The following is a 16,357-nucleotide window of genomic DNA, read 5'->3' as shown; positions in this document are numbered from 1 at the left end:
TCCGGAGAGCGGCTGACGTTTCGCCGGTCAAACCTCCGTCTATCGGATCCAGTCCGCCGGTCACGCCCGTTCTATCAGTTCCGTCGCCCGATCGCGGTCGGCCGGCGTGTTGACGTTGACCCGCTGTCCGTCGAAGGCGACCGTCTCGACGCGCCGTCCGGCCCGGAGGAACAGGTCTATCGCGGCCGTCAGCTCGTACTCGCCGCGGTCCGAGGGTTGGACGAGGTGACAGGCGTGGAATATCTCCGGGTCGAACCCGAACAGCCCGGTCAGCACCTTGGTGGAGGGAGGGTCGTCAGGTTTCTCGACGACCGCGTCGAGTCGCCCGTCGTCGTCCGTGACGAACACGCCCGTCTCCGCGGCCTCGTCCCGCGAGACTTCGTCGACCGCGAGCGTCGCGTCCACCTCCTCGATTTGCTGGCGCTCGACGACCGCGCTCAGGTCTCCGGTCATCACGTTGTCGCCGTTGAACACCAGGAAGTCGTCGTCGACCTCGGTCTCCGCCCGGAGGACGGCGTCGGCAAGCCCCTTCGCCTCGCGCTGGTGGACGTAGGTTATCGGGACCCCCGCGAACTCGTCGCCGAAGTGGTCGATGATCGCTTCCTTCCGGTAGCCGACCACGAGGACGAACTCGGAGACGTCCAGGTCGGCCAGCCGATCGAGGCCGTGCGCGAGCAGCGGCCGCCCGGCGACGTCGACGAGCGCCTTCGGCCGGTCGTCGGTCAGCGGCCGGAGCCGCGTCCCGCGCCCCGCCGCGGGGATGACTGCCTTCATTGGATTCGCGTGGACCAACGACTGGCGCGTACAAAACGTTGATGCGGTCGAGAATTGACGCCCGTTAGAACGTGTCCTTGAGCCCGTCGAGCCGCGCGACGAGGTCGTCGATGCCCTCGTTCATCTCCGCGAGACGCTCCTCGATCCCGTCCGCCGGGATCGCGCCGTCCGGCGTGGGTTCGACCAGCCCGTCGTTTTCCAGCATCCGCAGCGAGTAGCGAACCTTGTGTTCGGGAACGCCCGTCTCCTCGGCGAGCCGGACGATCCCGATCGGTCCGGACTCGATGACGGCCTTCAGGATACGCAGGTCCCGTTCCTCCTTTTCGACCTGGTTGGTCAGTCGATCCACCATGAAGTCCACCGGGTCTTTCCTCCGGGGGGTAATAAAGTCACAGGTGCCGTCGAATCGCGAACGCCGGCCTATTCGTCGCCGACTGGTTTCCGGCGCAATTCGTCGAGCTGGTCGCGCAGACGACCGAGTTCGCTCTCCAGGTTCTCCTGGCGGTCGATGAGCGCGCTGAGTTCCTCGGTGTTGACCGAGTAGTCGTGGTCGAGCGCGCTGTCGAGCGAATCGGTCGTCGCCTGCACGAGGTACGAGGCGAACTGCAGTACCTCCTCGGGCGAGCCCTGGCCGGAGAACAGCTCCACCGAGCCCGACTTCGGCGCGTAGCTGACGACCGGTACCTCCGCCTCGGAGTGGTAGGTCGTCGTCGCTTCGAGCTCCGTGATCGGGTTGCGCCGCTCGCGGGTCTGTTCGGTCCGGACCACGCCGAACGGCTCGGCCAGCGCCGGGTACGTCTCGCCCAGGTCACGGAGCACGTCGGCCGCCTCGACGCCCAGCTGGGCCTCCACGTCGCCGTAGAACTGCTTCGATCCCGACAGCGAGAGCGCGATGGCGTAGAAGACGTGCTGGTTGTTCTCGGCGAGGTCGCGGATTCGTTCGCGGACCGACTCGTGGTCGCCCTCCAGCGTCGCCCGCTCGAGGTCGTCCAGGAGCGCGCGCGTCCCCTCCTCGCGTTCGAGGAACTCCTCGACGAGGGCGCGCGGCATCTCCTGGCTGTCGATTTCGTCCATACCGACCAATTCACACGCAGCCATTTACGCTTTTGCTGGCGCGCTCGGTCACCATCCCTCGACGGCGCGCGACGATAGGACGTGTGCGGCGACGAGCACCGCCACGCCGAGGAAGACCCCGCTCGCGAGCCCGGTGCGGATCGCCGCCGGGATCCCGATGAACTCGTCCACCGCCCAGACTGCGACGGCGAACGCGACGATCGCCGCTGCCCGACCGAGCGGGCCGATGGCAGTGAACCACTCGCCCAGATCGGCGCCCATAGCCGACTGCGCCACCGGACCGGTGACGAGAACTGTCGCGACGAACCCCGCGGCGACCCATCCCCACGCGATCTGCGAGGCCGTCGTCAGATTCTTCGCGAACAGCGCAACCGAGAGTAGGCCGACACCCACGTCGATCCACGTCGGCAGCCTGTCCGGCAGCCACGCCGATCCGCCGGTTTCGGACTCCATGGTCTGGCCGAGATGCGCCTGCGTATTAGTATCTCTGTTGACACTGACGTTTCGCTGCTCACGAGGGCGAGCACACGCTGCGTGGTGTTCGCCGAGTTGTTCGCGTCAGAAAGCGCCCGAGGCGGGACCGAGCGAACGCGGAGCGCTCGCGAGGGTCGAGAGACGCCGAAGGCGTCTCTCGGGATTTGAACCACGCCCGAGAACCTGCGCCTGCGGCGCAGAACCTCGGTCTACTTCAAATCCCACGACGACGCACACTGAATCCAGAACGCGGCGCGATGAAACGCGCCGCTTGCCAGTCGGATTCAGAGAAGCGCCCGAGGCGGGATTTGAACCCGCGTCACGACCGTGACAGGGTCGTATGATGGGCCACTACACCACCCGGGCTTACTCACACCTGCGGGGAACACACGGAAAAGGCTTTCCAGTCGCGACGACCGTGCCGTCTGCCGATCCGGCACAACCCTGTGAGGGACTAGCACACCCCAACACTAATCAAGGTAGTTTGCGTATCCTGCTCCACGAAGGGACATTGCCGCGGTCCACGGCGTCTGTTCGCGGTCCGAGTAGCTATGCTCGGCTGACTTGGTAAGCGTTTTATGGCTCGCGGTTATAGGCGCCTGTAGTATCTCGTGACAGCAACTTCTCACTCCCAACAGGCCCACACATGGTAGACGTAAGCCAACACGAACTCGTCCCCGACCACACGCTCCTCGACGGCGACGACATCGAGGGCGTGCTCGAAGAGTACAACATCAAGAAAACGGACCTGCCGAAGATCAAGCGATCCGACCCCGCGCTGCGCGATCTCGACGCCGACGTCGAGGCTGGCGACGTCGTCAAGGTGACACGGGACTCGCGAACGACCGACCGGGCAGTCGTATACCGACTCGTGGTGGAATAATATGAACATTCAGGACAGACGCGAAATATCACGGGAGTACTTCTCGAGGGAACGACTCGCAGAACACCACTTCCGCTCGTTCAACGCGTTCCTCGACCGGGGGATGCAGCGAGTGGTCGACGAGAAAGAGACGATCGAGACGGACATCGGCGACAAGGAGGGCGAGGAGCCCGTCTACGTCGAACTCGGGGACGTTCGGGTGGTCACGCCCCGCGTCCGGGAGGCCGACGGCTCCGAGGAACTGCTCTACCCGCAGGAAGCGCGCCTGCGGAACATCACCTACGCCGCGCCCGTCTTCATGGAGATGGCGATCATCAAGGGCGGCGAGGAAGAGGAAGAGCGCGTCGTCGACCAGACCGAGACCAAGATCGGCCGCATGCCGATCATGGTCGGCTCGAACAAGTGTAACATCGCCGGGTTCACGAAGGAAGAGCTGATCGACATCGGCGAGGACCCCGCCGACCCCGGCGGCTACTTCATCGTCAACGGTTCCGAGCGCGTGCTGATGACGAGCGAGGACCTCGCGCCGAACAAGATCCTCGCCGAGACCGACACGAAGTACGGCGACACTATCGAGGTCGCCAAGACCTTCTCCCAGCGCCGCGGGTACCGCGCGCTCGTGCTCGTCGAGCGCACCCGCGACGGCCTGCTCGAAGTGTCGTTCCCGTCGGTGTCGGGGAGCATCAACTTCGTGACACTCATCCGGGCGCTCGGCCTCGAATCCGACGAGGAGATCGTCCACCGCGTCTCCGAGGACCCCGAGATCGTGAAGTTCATGCTCGAGAACCTGGAGGCCGCGGAGGTCCAGACGACCGAGGGCGCCATCGAGGAACTCGGCAAGCGCGTCGCCTCGGGCCAGGGCAAGAACTACCAGCTCAAGCGCGCCAACTACGTCATCGACCGCTACCTGCTCCCGCACCTCCACGAGGACGGGGTCGAGGAGGAGGACGTGCGCATCAACAAGGCGTACTACCTCTGCCGGATGGCCGAGGCGTGTTTCGAGCTCGCGCTCGAACGCCGCGACGCCGACGACAAGGACCACTACGCCAACAAGCGCCTCAAGGTCAGCGGCGACCTGATGAAGGACCTGTTCCGGACGGCGCTGAACAAGCTCGCACGCGACGTGAAGTACCAGCTCGAACGCGCGAACATGCGAAACCGACAGCTGTCCGTGTCGACAGTCGTGCGGTCCGACGTCCTCACGGAGCGGCTCGAGCACCCGATCGCGACGGGTAACTGGGTGGGCGGCCGCTCGGGCGTGAGCCAGCTGGTCGACCGCACGAACTACATGGGCGTGCTGTCACACCTGCGGCGCCTGCGGTCGCCGCTCTCGCGCTCGCAGCCCCACTTTGAGGCGCGTGACCTGCACGCGACCCAGTGGGGTCGCATCGGTCCCTCCGAGACGCCGGAGGGGCCCAACTGTGGCCTGGTGAAGAACTTCGCGCAGGCCATGGAACTGTCGCAGAACGTCGAGGACGAACAGGAGCTGAAACAGGAACTGGCGGCGATGGGCGTCTCGGGCATCCCGGGCATCGAGTCCATCGACCAGCAGCAGCCGGCGGACGACTAACATGAGCCAGCAAACACGAGAAGCGAAAGTATACGTCAACGGGAGCCTGGTCGGGACCCACCCCGACCCGCATCAGCTCGCAGACCAGATCCGACAGGCGCGACGGCGCGGCGACGTCAGCGAGATGGTCAACGTCTCGGTGAAAGACCGCACGCGCGAGGTCATCGTCAACGCCGACGCGGGCCGCGCCCGTCGCCCCCTGCTCGTCGTCGAGAACGGCGAACCGCTCGCCTCCGACGAGGAGGTCGAGGCGCTCAAGGACGGCGACCTGGAGTTCGACGAGCTCGTCGAGCGCGGTCACATCGAGTTCATCGACGCCGAGGAGGAAGAGGACATCCTCGTCGCCGTCGACGAGGAGGAACTCACCGAGGACCACACTCACCTCGAAGTCGACCCGCAGCTCATCTTCGGTATCGGTGCGGGCATGGTCCCCTACCCCGAGCACAACGCCTCGCCCCGGATTACGATGGGGTCGGGGATGATCAAGCAGTCGCTCGGGCTGCCGAGCGCGAACTACCGGATCCGGCCGGACACGCGCCAGCACCTCCTGCACTACCCGCAGCTCTCGCTGGTCAAGACCCAGACGACCGAGCAGATCGGCTACGACGACCGGCCGGCGGCACAGAACTTCGTCGTCGCCGTGATGAGCTACGAGGGGTTCAACATCGAGGACGCGCTGGTCATGAACCAGGGGTCGGTCGACCGCGCGCTCGCCCGCTCGCACTTCTTCCGCACCTACGAGGGCGAGGAGCGGCGCTACCCCGGCGGCCAGGAAGACCACTTCGAGATCCCCGACGACGAGGTGCGGGGCGCTCGCGGCGAGGAAGCGTACACCCACCTCGACGAGGACGGCCTCGTCAACCCCGAGACGCCCGTCGGAGAGAACGACGTGCTGCTCGGGAAGACCAGCCCGCCCCGGTTCCTCGAAGAGCCGGACGACATGGGCGGCCTCTCCCCGCAGAAGCGCCGCGAGACGTCCGTGACGATGCGCTCCGGTGAGTCCGGCGTCGTCGACACGGTCACGCTGATGGAGGGCGAGGACGGCTCCAAGCTCTCGAAGGTCTCCGTGCGCGACGAGCGGATCCCCGAACTCGGGGACAAGTTCGCGTCGCGGCACGGCCAGAAGGGTGTCGTGGGCCACATCGCACCCCAGGAAGACATGCCGTTCACCGAGCAGGGCGTCGTGCCGGACCTCATCCTGAACCCGCACGCGCTGCCGTCGCGGATGACCGTCGGGCACATCCTCGAGATGATCGGCGGGAAGGTCGGCTCGCTGGAAGGTCGGCGCGTCGACGGCACCGCCTTCACGGGCGAGGACGAGGACGAACTCCGCGGGTCGCTGGAGGAGCGCGGCTTCAAGTCCAGCGGCAAGGAGATCATGTATTCGGGCATCTCCGGCGAGAAGATCGAGGCGGAGATCTTCGTCGGGACCATCTTCTACCAGAAGCTCTACCACATGGTCTCGAACAAGATCCACGCTCGCTCGCGCGGGCCGGTGCAGGTGCTGACCCGTCAGCCGACCGAGGGGCGCGCCCGCGAGGGCGGCCTGCGCGTCGGCGAGATGGAGCGCGACGTGCTCATCGGCCACGGCGCCGCGATGGCGCTGAAGGAGCGACTGCTCGACGAGTCCGACCGCGAGTTCATCAACGTCTGTGCGAACTGCGGCATGGCCGCCGTCGAGAACGTCGAGCAACGGCGCGTCTACTGCCCGAACTGCGACGAGGAAACGGACATCCACGAGATCGAGATGAGCTACGCCTTCAAGCTCCTGCTGGACGAGATGAAGGCGCTCGGCATCGCGCCGCGAATCGAACTGGAGGACGCCGTATAAATGAGCGCACAAGGAACACCCCAGGAGATCGGTCAGATCAGCTTCGGGCTGATGGACCCCGAGGAGTACCGCGAGATGTCGGCCACGAAGGTCATCACGGCCGACACCTACGACGACGACGGCTTCCCCATCGACATGGGGCTGATGGACCCCCGGCTGGGCGTCATCGACCCCGGGCTGGAGTGCAAGACCTGCGGCAAGCACTCCGGGTCGTGTAACGGCCACTTCGGCCACATCGAGCTCGCCGCGCCCGTCATCCACGTCGGGTTCGCGAAGCTCATCCGGCGTCTGCTGCGCGGGACCTGCCGCGAGTGCTCGCGGCTGACCCCCGTCGACGGCCGCCGCGTCGCCGACGCCGAGGAGAAGGCCGAGCAGCGCAAGGACGCCTACCGCGAGCAGCTCCGCCGCGCGAAGGAGCTCAACAAGGATCCGAGCGACGTGCTCAAGTCCGCCATCCGCGAGTGCCGCAAGGTCGACTACTGTCCGTACTGCGGCGCCAAGCAGTTCGACATCAAACACGAGAAGCCGACCACCTACTACGAGATCATCGAGGTGCCCCACGGCGAGCTCTCCAAGCGCCTCGAACGCGCGATGGACCCGCCGGAGGGCGAGGCCGTCCGCCCGAGCGACGTCGCCGACGAGCTCGACGAGGGCGACTTCACCGCCGAGCGCATCCGCGAGCTGCTGTCGGGCACCTACCGCCCCGACCGCAACGACATCGACCGGCTGAAGAACCTCGGCCGAGCGCTCGGTCGGCTCAACGACCTCGACGAACTCGAGGTGGACATCAGCTCCTCGGCGGAGTACCTCGTCGAGGAGGACATGGACAAGCTGATGCCCTCGGACATCCGCGACTGGTTCGAGGAGATCCCCGACGAGGACATCGAGGCGCTGGGGATCAACCCCGAGCGCTCCCGACCGGAGTGGATGATCCTCACCGTCCTCCCGGTCCCGCCGGTGACGGCGCGACCCTCGATCACGCTGGACAACGGCCAGCGCTCCGAGGACGACCTGACCCACAAGCTGGTGGACATCATCCGCATCAACCAGCGGTTCATGGAGAACCGCGAGGCCGGCGCGCCCTAGCTGATCATCGAGGACCTCTGGGAACTGCTCCAGTACCACGTCACCACCTTCATGGACAACGAGATCTCGGGCACGCCGCCGGCCCGACACCGCTCCGGCCGGCCGCTGAAGACGCTCTCCCAGCGTCTCAAGGGCAAAGAGGGTCGCTTCCGCGGCTCGCTGTCCGGGAAACGCGTCAACTTCTCGGCGCGGACCGTCATCTCCCCCGACCCGACGCTGTCGCTCAACGAGGTCGGCGTCCCCGACCGCGTGGCGACGGAGATGACCCAGACGATGAACGTCAACGAGCGGAACCTCGAAGAGGCCCAGCGCTACGTCGCGAACGGGCCCGAGACGCACCCGGGCGCCAACTACGTCCGCCGGCACGACGGTCGTCGCCTCAAGGTCACCGAGAAGAACTGCGAGGAGCTCGCCGAGAAGGTCGAGCCGGGCTGGGAGGTCTCCCGGCACCTCATCGACGGCGACATCGTGATCTTCAACCGGCAGCCGTCGCTGCACCGGATGTCCATCATGGCCCACGAGGTGGTCGTGATGCCGTACAAGACGTTCCGGCTGAACACGACGGTCTGTCCGCCGTACAACGCGGACTTCGACGGCGACGAGATGAACATGCACGCCCTCCAGAACGAGGAGGCACGTGCGGAGGCGCGCGTCCTGATGCGCGTCCAGGAGCAGATGCTCAGCCCGAAGATGGGCGAGAACATCATCGGCGCCATCCAGGACCACATCACCGGGACGTACCTGCTGACCCACACGAACCCGAACTTCAACGAGACGCAGGCGCTCGACCTGCTGCGGGCCACGCGGATCGACGAGTTGCCCGAACCTGACGGTCAGGAAGACGGAGAGGCGTACTGGACCGGTCGGACGCTGTTCTCCGAGCTGCTGCCCGACGACCTGGATCTGGAGTTCACGTCCTCGGCCGGTGACACGGTCACCATCGAGAACGGCCAGATGACCTCGGGGACCATCGACGAGGACGCGGTCGGCGCGTTCGGCGGCGAGGTCGTCGACACCATCGCCAAGGTCTACTCGAAGACCCGCGCGCGTATCTTCATCAACGAGGTGTCTGCGCTCGCGATGCGGTCGATCATGCACTTCGGGTTCTCGATCAGCATCGACGACGAGTCCATCCCGCCGGCGGCCGAGGAGCAGATCGACGAGGCCATCGGCGACGCCTACGACCGCGTCGAGAAGCTCATCGAGACCTACGAGGCGGGCGAACTGGAGTCGCTGCCGGGGCGCTCCGTCGACGAGACCCTGGAGATGAAGATCATGTCCACGCTCTCGAAGGCCCGCGACACCGCGGGCGACATCGCCGAGGACCACTTCGGCGACACGAACCCCGCGGTCATCATGGCCGACTCCGGGGCGCGTGGCTCGATGCTGAACCTCACGCAGATGGCTGGCTGCGTCGGCCAGCAGGCGGTCCGCGGCGAGCGGATCAACCGCGGCTACGAGGACCGCACCCTCAGCCACTTCAAGCCGGACGACCTCTCCGCGGAGGCCCACGGCTTCGTCGAGCACTCCTACCGCGGCGGCCTGGAGCCCAAGGAGTTCTTCTTCCACGCGATGGGCGGCCGCGAGGGGCTGGTCGACACGGCGGTCCGCACCTCGAAGTCCGGATACCTCCAGCGCCGGCTCATCAACGCGCTCTCCGAACTGGAGACGCAGTACGACGGCACCGTCCGGGACACCTCTGACAACATCGTCCAGTTCGAGTTCGGCGAGGACGGCACCTCGCCGGTCGAGGTCTCCTCGAGCCAGGACGAGGCCGCCGTCGACGTCGAGTCGATTGCGGACCAGGTCATCGACGCCGAGTTCGAGGACGCGACCGCCAAAGAGCAGTTCCTCGGGCGCGAGCCCGAGCCGACGAACCTCTCGGAGCACGCCGACGACTGGTGGATGGAAGCGGCCGGAGGTGACTGACGATGGTCCAGGTAACCGAAGACATGCGGGCGCTCGTCGAGGACACCGAGCTCCCGCGCCGACTGAAGGAGGAAGTGTACAGCACGCTCGAAGACCGCGACTCGGTCACCCTCGAACAGGTCGACGAGATCGCCCGCGCGGTCGAGAGCAAGTACGTCGACACGCGGGTCGATCCGCTCGACCCGGTCGGGACCGTCAGCGCCCAGTCCATCGGGGAGCCGGGGACGCAGATGACGATGAACACCTTCCACTACGCGGGGGTCGCGGAGATCGACGTGACCCAGGGGCTGCCCCGGCTCATCGAGCTGGTGGACGCCCGGAAGGAGCCGGACACCCCGATGATGACCATCCACCTCGAGGACGAGTACGCCGAGGAGCGCGAACGCGCCCACGAGGTCGTCTGGCAGATCGAGTCGACGAAGATCCTCCAGCTCGGGGACGTGTCGACGAACGTCGCCGACATGCTGGTGCAGGTCGACCTCAACGAGGACACTCTCGAGGAGCGGTGGCCGACCGCCGACAGCCTCGAATCGGTCGTCCAGGACATCGCAGGGACGATCCAGGACAAGCTCGGCGTCGAAGTCCAGACGCCGGCGCCGACCGTCGTCCAGTTCGGCCCCGAGGAGCCCAGTTATCGCGACCTGCTGCAGCTCGTCGAGGAGCTGCGCGACATCGTCTTCAAGGGCATCGAGGAGATTACCCGCGTCGTCATCCGGAAAGAGGAGACCGAGCGCGGCGAGGAGTTCGTCCTCTACACCGAGGGGTCGGCCCTCGGCGACGTACTCGGCCTCGAAGGCGTGGACGCGTCGCGGACGACGTGTAACAACATCCACGAGATCCACCGCCAGCTGGGCATCGAGGCCGCCCGCGAGGCGATCATCAACGAGACGATGGACACGCTCGCCGAGCAGGGGCTCGACGAAGTGAACATCCGCCACCTGATGCTCGTCGCAGACATCATGACCAACCGCGGCACCATCGAGTCCATCGGCCGCCACGGCATCTCCGGCAACAAGGACTCCGTGCTCGCCCGCGCGGCGTTCGAGGTGACGGTCAACCACCTGCTCGACGCCGCCATCCACGGCGAGGTCGACGACCTCAACGGCGTGACGGAGAACGTCATCGTCGGCAAGCCGATCAAGCTCGGTACCGGCGACGTGGACCTGCGGATGACCGCCCGCGGCGAGGGCGGCGCTGAAGAGGCCGACTAGATGACGGTCACGCTCTCGGACGAGGCGCGCCAGTACATCGCGCTGTTCGAGGACGAGACCGGCGCCACGGCCAGGGACTGCGTCGTCGACGACGAGTACGACCGCCTGATCTTCCTCGTCACCGCGGGGGAGATGGGCGAGGCGATCGGTCCGGGCGGCCAGCACGTCCAGCGCGTCGAGGAGCAGCTCGACCGCGAGATCAAGCTCGTCGAGGACGCGCCGACGGCGGAGGACTTCGTCGCCAGCGCGCTCGCGCCCGCCGCCGTCTACAACGTGACGATCAGCGAGAACGACGACCGCGTCGCCTACGCCGAGGTCGCCGAGGAAGACCGCGGCGCCGCCATCGGCACCGACGGCCGCAACATCGACGCCGCCCGCGACCTCGCCGCGCGTCACTTCGACGTCGACGAGATCGAACTCACCTGAGCGGGCGGGGGTCGTCGCCGACTTCCGCTCCGACGAGGTCCGTTTTTCCACTGTGTTCCGTCCGCTAGCTCGGACTGTTCGGCGAGCGTCGGGAGTCCGGAGTAGCCGGCGTTTCGCGCCGTGGTGTGCGAACCCGTCACAGACGGTTTGCGTCGGGATTTCGGCGGATGCGGCGGTCGCCTCGGCGGGTGAAAAGGGTGGGCTTAAGTGACTCCGTCGGGTACGCACGGCTACTATGGCGAACGGCAAATACGCCGCACGCAAACTGAAGAAGGACCGTCAGCAGCACCGATGGTCCGACTCCGACTACGCGCGCCGCGAGCGGGGACTCGGCCAGAAGTCCGACCCGCTGGAGGGTGCGCCCCAGGGACGAGGCATCGTCCTGGAAAAGGTCGGTATCGAAGCGAAACAGCCCAACTCCGCGATCCGGAAGTGCGTCCGGGTCCAGCTCATCAAGAACGGGAAGCAGGTCACCGCGTTCTGCCCCGGCGACGGCGCCATCTCGTTCATCGACGAGCACGACGAGGTCACCATCGCCGGCATCGGCGGCGCGAAGGGTCGCGCGATGGGTGACCTCTCGGGCGTGAACTACAAGGTCGAGAAGGTCAACGGCGTCTCCATGATCGAGCTCGTCCGCGGCAACGCGGAGAAACCGGTCCGATAACAATGAGTGCAGACGACGAATCCCCCGAGACAGACGAGCCGGCCCCGTCCGAGGAAGAGAGCGCGCCCGCGAAGCTCTTCGGCGAGTGGGAGGTCACCAACATCGACTACGCCGACCCCTCGACCGAGCGCTACATCACGGTCACGCCCATCGCCCACACGATGGGCCGCCACGCTGGCAAGCAGTTCCAGAAGTCGGAGATCAGCATCGTCGAGCGACTGATCAACCGCCTCATGCAGACCGAGGAGAACACCGGCGACAAGCAGAAGGTCATGCGCATCACCCGGGACGCCTTCGAGATCGTCCACGAGCGCACCGACGAGAACCCGGTACAGGTCCTCGTCACTGCAGTCGAGAACTCCGCGCCGCGCGAGGAGACCGTTCGCCTGAAGTACGGTGGCATCTCCGTCCCGAAGGCCGTCGACGTCGCGCCCCAGCGCCGCGTCGACCAGGCCCTGAAGTTCATCGCCGACGGCGTCTACGCCGACTCGTTCAAGACGCCGACCGACGCCGAGGACGCGCTGGCCAACCAGCTGGTCTCGGCCGCCAACGACGACGTCTCCGCCTACGCCGTCAACCAGAAAGAAGAGAAAGAGCGCGTCGCCGCCGCCGCTCGCTAAGCGGTTTCTTCTCCCCTTCTCTCCACTTTCGTTCTCGCAGTCGACTCGGGAGCCGCGCGTTTTGGGCGTATCCGCTCGTGGAAAAGGACAACTGACTGGCTCGTGAAGGGACCGGTATGGTCCCCCTGCAGGCCGGCGGTACTCCGGAACTGCTGGTCATCCTGTTTTTCTGGACAGTCCTCACAGTTCCCCTCGTCATCGGTGCGATCGCGTTCGCGAATCGCGTCAGGGGTCGCGACCGAGCCGACGAACTGGAAGAGTTGCGCGAGCGCGTCGACGAACTGGAGTCCGAGCGCGACTGATTCGGTGGTAGTGTGACGATGTCGGAGTCCTTCGCTCGCGGAGCTCGCTGAAAAATCCCACCCAGAAGACACTTGTCGGTCTCGGAGGTGGGATTCGTATGGCGAGGCGCCACTGGATCGTTCTGGGGGCTGTGTTACTGGTTGCCGCGCCGCTCGTCGGCCTCGCAATCGTCGACTTTCACGAGAGCCCGAACGGCAGCTGGCTCCACGTGGACGAGCCAGTGGACGACGTTCCTGCAAACGAGACGATCACCTTCCAGTCGCTTTCTCCCGACCAGCGACGCGTGTTCGAGCGAGCGGTCCGGTCGGATCGGGGGTACACTTCGATTCCGAAAGCCGTGAACGAGACCGTCTGGATCGATGCACGGGCAGTCAGGTACGAGAACGAGACGTACCCGGTCGGTGTCGCAGTGTCGTGATCGGCTCTCTGTCGGCGGCCAGGTAACTCTACGGTCGCTCCTTCACCGTCAGCGAGAGCGGTGACGGGTCTTCGCTCGCGAGTTCCCCCCCGCGATAGCGCGTCTCCCGTTCGATTGCTCGGTCAGCATATTAGTCGCTCAGATCCCCATCTCGTTGCGGAGGAACAGCTTCGCGGATTTCGCGTAGGAGGGGCGGGCGATGGCCTCGCGCTCGGCCGCGGTGAGTTCGAACTCGAGCGCTTCGAGGTTCTGGCGGAGGTGGTCGCGGCTCGTCGACTTGGGGACCGTCGAGACGTTTTCGAGGCCGGTCACCCACCGGAGGGCGACCTGCGCGGCCGTCTTGTCGTAGCGGCGGCCGATTTCGGTGAGCACTCTGTCGTCCATGATCCCGCCGTGGGCCAGCGGGCTGTAGGCGGTCACCATGCTGTCCGACTCGACGGCGTCCTCGCGGAGTGCCTGCTGTGTGTAGAAGGGGTGGAGGCGAACCTGGTCGGCGAGCAGCGGGATGGGCGATTTCTCGCGGGCGCGCCGGAGGCGCCACCGGCGGAAGTTGCTGACGCCGGCGTGGCGGATCAGGCCGTCGTCGCGCAGTTCGGCCATGCCGCGGGCGGTGTCCCGGAAGGAGACCAGCGGGTTCGGCCAGTGGAGCAAGAGGAGGTCGACGTAGCCCGTGCCGAGGCGGTCGAGACTCTCCCGAGTGCTCTGGACCACGTCGTCGGCGCGGGCGTTGCCCGGCGTGACCTTCGTGGTGATCCAGACGTCGTCGCGGTCGACGTCGGAGTCGGCGATAGCTCGACCGACCTCCGTCTCGTTCTCGTACAACTGTGCGGTGTCGACGTGCCGGTATCCCAGTTCGAGCGCCGTCGAGACAGCTTCGTAACACTCCTCGCCGGTGAGTTGCCACGTCCCGAGCCCGAGGGCGGGGACCTCGGCGTCCTGGACGGAGACGTACTCCATAGACCGCCTGCGGACGCCCGGGTGGTAAATCCACGTGTCCGGGCTCGCGAGGGTCGTCCCGCCGGGTGTGGTAAACCAGAGTTTATATGGCGGTTGACGGAAGACTGGCGGGTATGGCACAGGAGTACGAGTCGGTCGACCTCGTCGCGGACGACACCGTGCGAAATCTCGCGGGCGCCGCGGTCCTGGCGGCGTTGACGGCCGCGCTCGCCCAGCTGTCGATCCCGATCCCGAGCACGAGCATCCCGTTCTCGTTGCAGCCGTTCGGGTCCTTTTTCGCGGGTCTGCTGCTCGGGCCGCTCTGGGGCGGGTTCGCGATGGCGCTGTACCTCGCCGCCGGCGCCGCGGGCGCGCCCGTGTTCGCGAACGGCGCGGCGGGTATCGGTCACTTCGGCGGGAACTCGGGGGGCTTCCTCGTGGGGTTCGTCCTCGGCGCGGTCGTCACCGGCGCGATAACGCACCGCCGGGTGAGGCCGCGCCCGGTGTCGGCGATCTCCGTCCCCGTCCAGCTACTGGGAGTGTTCGCCGGGCTGGTCGTCGTCTACGCGGTCGGCGTCCCGTGGATGGCCGAAGTGCTGGGCGTCTCGGTCCGGACCGCCGCCGTCGCGATGGCGCCGTACCTCCCGCCGGATATCCTGAAGGCGCTGATCGCCGTCGGCGTCGTCGAGGGCGGCCACCTCGCGATCCGGGAATGATCGAGACCGAGTCGCTCGTCCACCGCTACGGCGAGGCCGCGGCGGTCGACGGGGTGTCACTGACTATCGACGACGGCGAGGCGGTCGCGGTCGTCGGCGCGAACGGGAGCGGCAAGACCACCCTGGTCAGGCACTTCAACGCCCTGCTCGAACCCGACGAGGGGAGCGTGGCGGTCGACGGCCGCGACGTGACCGAGCACACGGTGTACGCCCGGACGAGCGTCGGGATGGTCTTCCAGCACCCCCGCGACCAGTTCGTCTCGGCGACCGTCGGCGCTGACGTGGCCTTCGGTCCGGAGAATCTCGGCCTCGACCGCGAGGCGATCGACCGGCGCGTCGCGGACGCGCTCGCCGCAGTCGACATGGCCGGCCGCGGCGACGAACGGATCGACCGCCTCTCCGGCGGGGAGCAAGCCAGAGTCGCGATCGCCGGCGTCCTCGCGATGGACCCGGACCACCTCGTCATGGACGAACCGCTCGTCGGCCTCGACAGCGCCGCCCGCGAGTCGGTGCTGGCGCAACTCGACTCGCTCGCGACGGACGGCACCGGACTCGTCGTCGTGACGCACGACCTGCGAGACCTGGCCGAACGCGTCGACAGGATCGTCGGCCTCGCCGACGGCCGCGTCGTCCTGGACGACGACCCCGCGAGCGCGCTCGACCGACTCGACAGCGTCGGCGTCCGCGATCCGCGATGCTGACGTACGAACCGGGCGACTCGCTCGCCCACGGGCTCGATCCGCGGGCGAAGCTAGCGGTCCAGTTCGGGATCGCGATAGCGGTGTTCTCCCACCCGACGGCGCGCGGGTTCGCCGTCGGCGGGGCCGTCGCGCTCGCCGCGCTCGCGGCGGGGCGGCTCTCGCCGGTCCGGGTGCTCCGGGCGTACCGGGTGGTGTTTCTCTTCCTCGCGGTCGGGCCGGTACTGGGCGGGCTGGCACTCGGTGATCCGTGGTTCCGCGTCGGTCCGGCGCTGGAGTCGGCTCGGGCCGTCGCCCGCGTCGTCCCGGTCGTCTTCGTCAGCGCCGTCTACGTGCGGACCACGCCGGTCCGGGAGACGCGGGCGGCGATCCAGCGACTCCTCCCCGGTCGGATCGGCCGGCTCTTCGGCGTCGGCGTCGGGCTCGTCTTCCGGTTTTTTCCGGTCGTACTCGGCGACCTGCGGACCGTCCGGGCAGCGGTGCGAGCCCGTGCGGGCGAACGGCGGCCGCTCAGAGACCGAGTCAGTCGCGTCCTCGCGCGCGGTCTCCAGCGGTCGCAGTTGCGAGCCGACCGGTTGACTCTGGCGCTCCGGGCTCGCTGTTTCGCCTGGAACCCGACGCTCCCGGCGCTGCGGTTCCGGACGCGCGATTACCTGGTTGCGGCGCTCGGACTCGCTCTGGCCTGTGCTCCGCTTTTCACTCTCGTTCCCGGAAGATTCATTCCGATCGGGTAGTAGGAATTGG

17 protein-coding genes, 1 tRNA gene and 1 pseudogene are annotated in these 16,357 nt (G+C 66.9%); 13 read left to right on the top strand and 6 right to left on the bottom strand.

What is annotated here, in order from left to right; genetic code table 11:
• Nucleotides 1-60 precede the first annotated feature (60 nt).
• The 5 genes from PSC72_RS03080 to PSC72_RS03060 form a co-directional block, all read right to left on the bottom strand.
• Nucleotides 61-774, bottom strand: coding sequence for a sugar phosphate nucleotidyltransferase (locus tag PSC72_RS03080; RefSeq protein WP_274324425.1), 714 nt, complete (start codon nt 772-774; stop codon nt 61-63).
• Nucleotides 775-838: 64 nt separating this feature from the next.
• Nucleotides 839-1,126 carry a winged helix-turn-helix transcriptional regulator gene (locus tag PSC72_RS03075; RefSeq protein ID WP_274324424.1) on the bottom strand — a complete coding sequence of 96 codons (288 nt, stop codon included), beginning with the start codon at nt 1,124-1,126 and terminating at the stop codon, nt 839-841.
• 68 nt (nt 1,127-1,194) lie between these two features.
• Nucleotides 1,195-1,848: a hypothetical protein gene (locus PSC72_RS03070; RefSeq protein WP_274324423.1), complete on the bottom strand. Its 654-nt coding sequence runs from the start codon at nt 1,846-1,848 to the stop codon at nt 1,195-1,197.
• A 48-nt stretch (nt 1,849-1,896) separates the two neighbouring features.
• Entirely contained in the window at nt 1,897-2,301 is a 405-nt protein-coding gene (locus PSC72_RS03065) for a hypothetical protein (protein ID WP_274324422.1), read from the bottom strand.
• Nucleotides 2,302-2,615: 314 nt separating this feature from the next.
• Nucleotides 2,616-2,688: transfer RNA gene (locus PSC72_RS03060), tRNA-Asp, on the bottom strand.
• A 280-nt stretch (nt 2,689-2,968) separates the two neighbouring features.
• Here PSC72_RS03060 and PSC72_RS03055 point away from each other — a divergent pair.
• The 10 genes and pseudogenes from PSC72_RS03055 (at nt 2,969) to PSC72_RS03010 (ending at nt 13,263) form a co-directional block, all read left to right on the top strand.
• The gene (locus PSC72_RS03055; protein WP_274324421.1) at nt 2,969-3,205 is read left to right on the top strand and encodes a DNA-directed RNA polymerase subunit H; all 237 of its coding nucleotides are present in this window, start codon (nt 2,969-2,971) and stop codon (nt 3,203-3,205) included.
• Between the two features lies 1 nt (nt 3,206).
• The gene (locus PSC72_RS03050; RefSeq protein WP_274324420.1) at nt 3,207-4,775 is read left to right on the top strand and encodes a DNA-directed RNA polymerase subunit B''; all 1,569 of its coding nucleotides are present in this window, start codon (nt 3,207-3,209) and stop codon (nt 4,773-4,775) included.
• Between the two features lies 1 nt (nt 4,776).
• The gene (gene rpoB, locus PSC72_RS03045; RefSeq protein WP_274324419.1) at nt 4,777-6,606 is read left to right on the top strand and encodes a DNA-directed RNA polymerase subunit B; all 1,830 of its coding nucleotides are present in this window, start codon (nt 4,777-4,779) and stop codon (nt 6,604-6,606) included.
• Nucleotides 6,607-9,621: pseudogene (locus PSC72_RS03040) on the top strand (DNA-directed RNA polymerase subunit A'). It abuts the gene before it with no gap.
• Nucleotides 9,622-9,623: 2 nt separating this feature from the next.
• Nucleotides 9,624-10,832: a DNA-directed RNA polymerase subunit A'' gene (gene rpoA2 / locus PSC72_RS03035; RefSeq protein ID WP_382261123.1), complete on the top strand. Its 1,209-nt coding sequence runs from the start codon at nt 9,624-9,626 to the stop codon at nt 10,830-10,832.
• Nucleotides 10,833-11,258 (top strand): NusA-like transcription termination signal-binding factor, encoded by a 426-nt coding sequence (locus PSC72_RS03030; protein ID WP_274324418.1) that lies wholly within the window; start codon nt 10,833-10,835, stop codon nt 11,256-11,258.
• A gap of 235 nt (nt 11,259-11,493) precedes the next feature.
• On the top strand, nt 11,494-11,922 hold the full coding sequence (locus PSC72_RS03025) for a 30S ribosomal protein S12 (protein WP_006885266.1): 429 nt from the start codon (nt 11,494-11,496) through the stop codon (nt 11,920-11,922).
• A gap of 2 nt (nt 11,923-11,924) precedes the next feature.
• On the top strand, nt 11,925-12,542 hold the full coding sequence (locus PSC72_RS03020; protein WP_274324417.1) for a 30S ribosomal protein S7: 618 nt from the start codon (nt 11,925-11,927) through the stop codon (nt 12,540-12,542).
• Between the two features lie 116 nt (nt 12,543-12,658).
• Nucleotides 12,659-12,844: a hypothetical protein gene (locus PSC72_RS03015; RefSeq protein WP_274324416.1), complete on the top strand. Its 186-nt coding sequence runs from the start codon at nt 12,659-12,661 to the stop codon at nt 12,842-12,844.
• A 98-nt stretch (nt 12,845-12,942) separates the two neighbouring features.
• Complete coding sequence (locus PSC72_RS03010) at nt 12,943-13,263, top strand: hypothetical protein (RefSeq protein WP_274324415.1); 321 nt, start codon at nt 12,943-12,945, stop codon at nt 13,261-13,263.
• A 138-nt stretch (nt 13,264-13,401) separates the two neighbouring features.
• Here the strand turns inward: PSC72_RS03010 and PSC72_RS03005 are convergent, their stop codons facing one another.
• A complete protein-coding gene (locus tag PSC72_RS03005) occupies nt 13,402-14,220 on the bottom strand; it encodes an aldo/keto reductase (protein ID WP_274324414.1) in 819 nt (272 codons plus the stop codon).
• 113 nt (nt 14,221-14,333) lie between these two features.
• Here PSC72_RS03005 and PSC72_RS03000 point away from each other — a divergent pair, with 113 nt between their 5' ends.
• The 3 genes from PSC72_RS03000 to PSC72_RS02990 are packed head-to-tail and all read left to right on the top strand — an operon-like array spanning nt 14,334 to nt 16,347.
• A complete protein-coding gene (locus tag PSC72_RS03000) occupies nt 14,334-14,915 on the top strand; it encodes a biotin transporter BioY (RefSeq protein WP_274324413.1) in 582 nt (193 codons plus the stop codon).
• Complete coding sequence (locus PSC72_RS02995) at nt 14,912-15,616, top strand: energy-coupling factor ABC transporter ATP-binding protein (RefSeq protein ID WP_274324412.1); 705 nt, start codon at nt 14,912-14,914, stop codon at nt 15,614-15,616. Before PSC72_RS03000 ends, PSC72_RS02995 begins: the two co-directional genes overlap by 4 nt.
• Nucleotides 15,610-16,347 carry an energy-coupling factor transporter transmembrane component T family protein gene (locus PSC72_RS02990; protein ID WP_274324411.1) on the top strand — a complete coding sequence of 246 codons (738 nt, stop codon included), beginning with the start codon at nt 15,610-15,612 and terminating at the stop codon, nt 16,345-16,347. The genes PSC72_RS02995 and PSC72_RS02990 overlap by 7 nt, the downstream gene beginning before the upstream one ends.
• The last annotated feature ends 10 nt before the right edge of the window (nt 16,348-16,357 follow it).

Origin of the sequence: Halosimplex aquaticum, assembly GCF_028747785.1 — an archaeon.
In the GTDB taxonomy this organism is placed as follows: domain Archaea; phylum Halobacteriota; class Halobacteria; order Halobacteriales; family Haloarculaceae; genus Halosimplex; species Halosimplex aquaticum.
The sequence above is the reverse complement of the archived record's forward strand: the minus strand, read 5'-3'. Positions and strand labels throughout refer to the sequence as shown.

Bases quoted from the DNA above. Each gene is read 5' to 3' on its own strand.
- PSC72_RS03080 (WP_274324425.1), bottom strand. From the start codon at position 774: ATGAAGGCAGTCATCCCCGCGGCGGGGCGCGGGACGCGGCTCCGGCCG.
- PSC72_RS03075 (WP_274324424.1), bottom strand. From the start codon at position 1,126: ATGGTGGATCGACTGACCAACCAGGTCGAAAAGGAGGAACGGGACCTG.
- PSC72_RS03070 (WP_274324423.1), bottom strand. From the start codon at position 1,848: ATGGACGAAATCGACAGCCAGGAGATGCCGCGCGCCCTCGTCGAGGAG.
- PSC72_RS03065 (WP_274324422.1), bottom strand. From the start codon at position 2,301: ATGGAGTCCGAAACCGGCGGATCGGCGTGGCTGCCGGACAGGCTGCCG.
- PSC72_RS03055 (WP_274324421.1), top strand. From the start codon at position 2,969: ATGGTAGACGTAAGCCAACACGAACTCGTCCCCGACCACACGCTCCTC.
- PSC72_RS03050 (WP_274324420.1), top strand. From the start codon at position 3,207: ATGAACATTCAGGACAGACGCGAAATATCACGGGAGTACTTCTCGAGG.
- rpoB (WP_274324419.1), top strand. From the start codon at position 4,777: ATGAGCCAGCAAACACGAGAAGCGAAAGTATACGTCAACGGGAGCCTG.
- rpoA2 (WP_382261123.1), top strand. From the start codon at position 9,624: ATGGTCCAGGTAACCGAAGACATGCGGGCGCTCGTCGAGGACACCGAG.
- PSC72_RS03030 (WP_274324418.1), top strand. From the start codon at position 10,833: ATGACGGTCACGCTCTCGGACGAGGCGCGCCAGTACATCGCGCTGTTC.
- PSC72_RS03025 (WP_006885266.1), top strand. From the start codon at position 11,494: ATGGCGAACGGCAAATACGCCGCACGCAAACTGAAGAAGGACCGTCAG.
- PSC72_RS03020 (WP_274324417.1), top strand. From the start codon at position 11,925: ATGAGTGCAGACGACGAATCCCCCGAGACAGACGAGCCGGCCCCGTCC.
- PSC72_RS03015 (WP_274324416.1), top strand. From the start codon at position 12,659: ATGGTCCCCCTGCAGGCCGGCGGTACTCCGGAACTGCTGGTCATCCTG.
- PSC72_RS03010 (WP_274324415.1), top strand. From the start codon at position 12,943: ATGGCGAGGCGCCACTGGATCGTTCTGGGGGCTGTGTTACTGGTTGCC.
- PSC72_RS03005 (WP_274324414.1), bottom strand. From the start codon at position 14,220: ATGGAGTACGTCTCCGTCCAGGACGCCGAGGTCCCCGCCCTCGGGCTC.
- PSC72_RS03000 (WP_274324413.1), top strand. From the start codon at position 14,334: ATGGCACAGGAGTACGAGTCGGTCGACCTCGTCGCGGACGACACCGTG.
- PSC72_RS02995 (WP_274324412.1), top strand. From the start codon at position 14,912: ATGATCGAGACCGAGTCGCTCGTCCACCGCTACGGCGAGGCCGCGGCG.
- PSC72_RS02990 (WP_274324411.1), top strand. From the start codon at position 15,610: ATGCTGACGTACGAACCGGGCGACTCGCTCGCCCACGGGCTCGATCCG.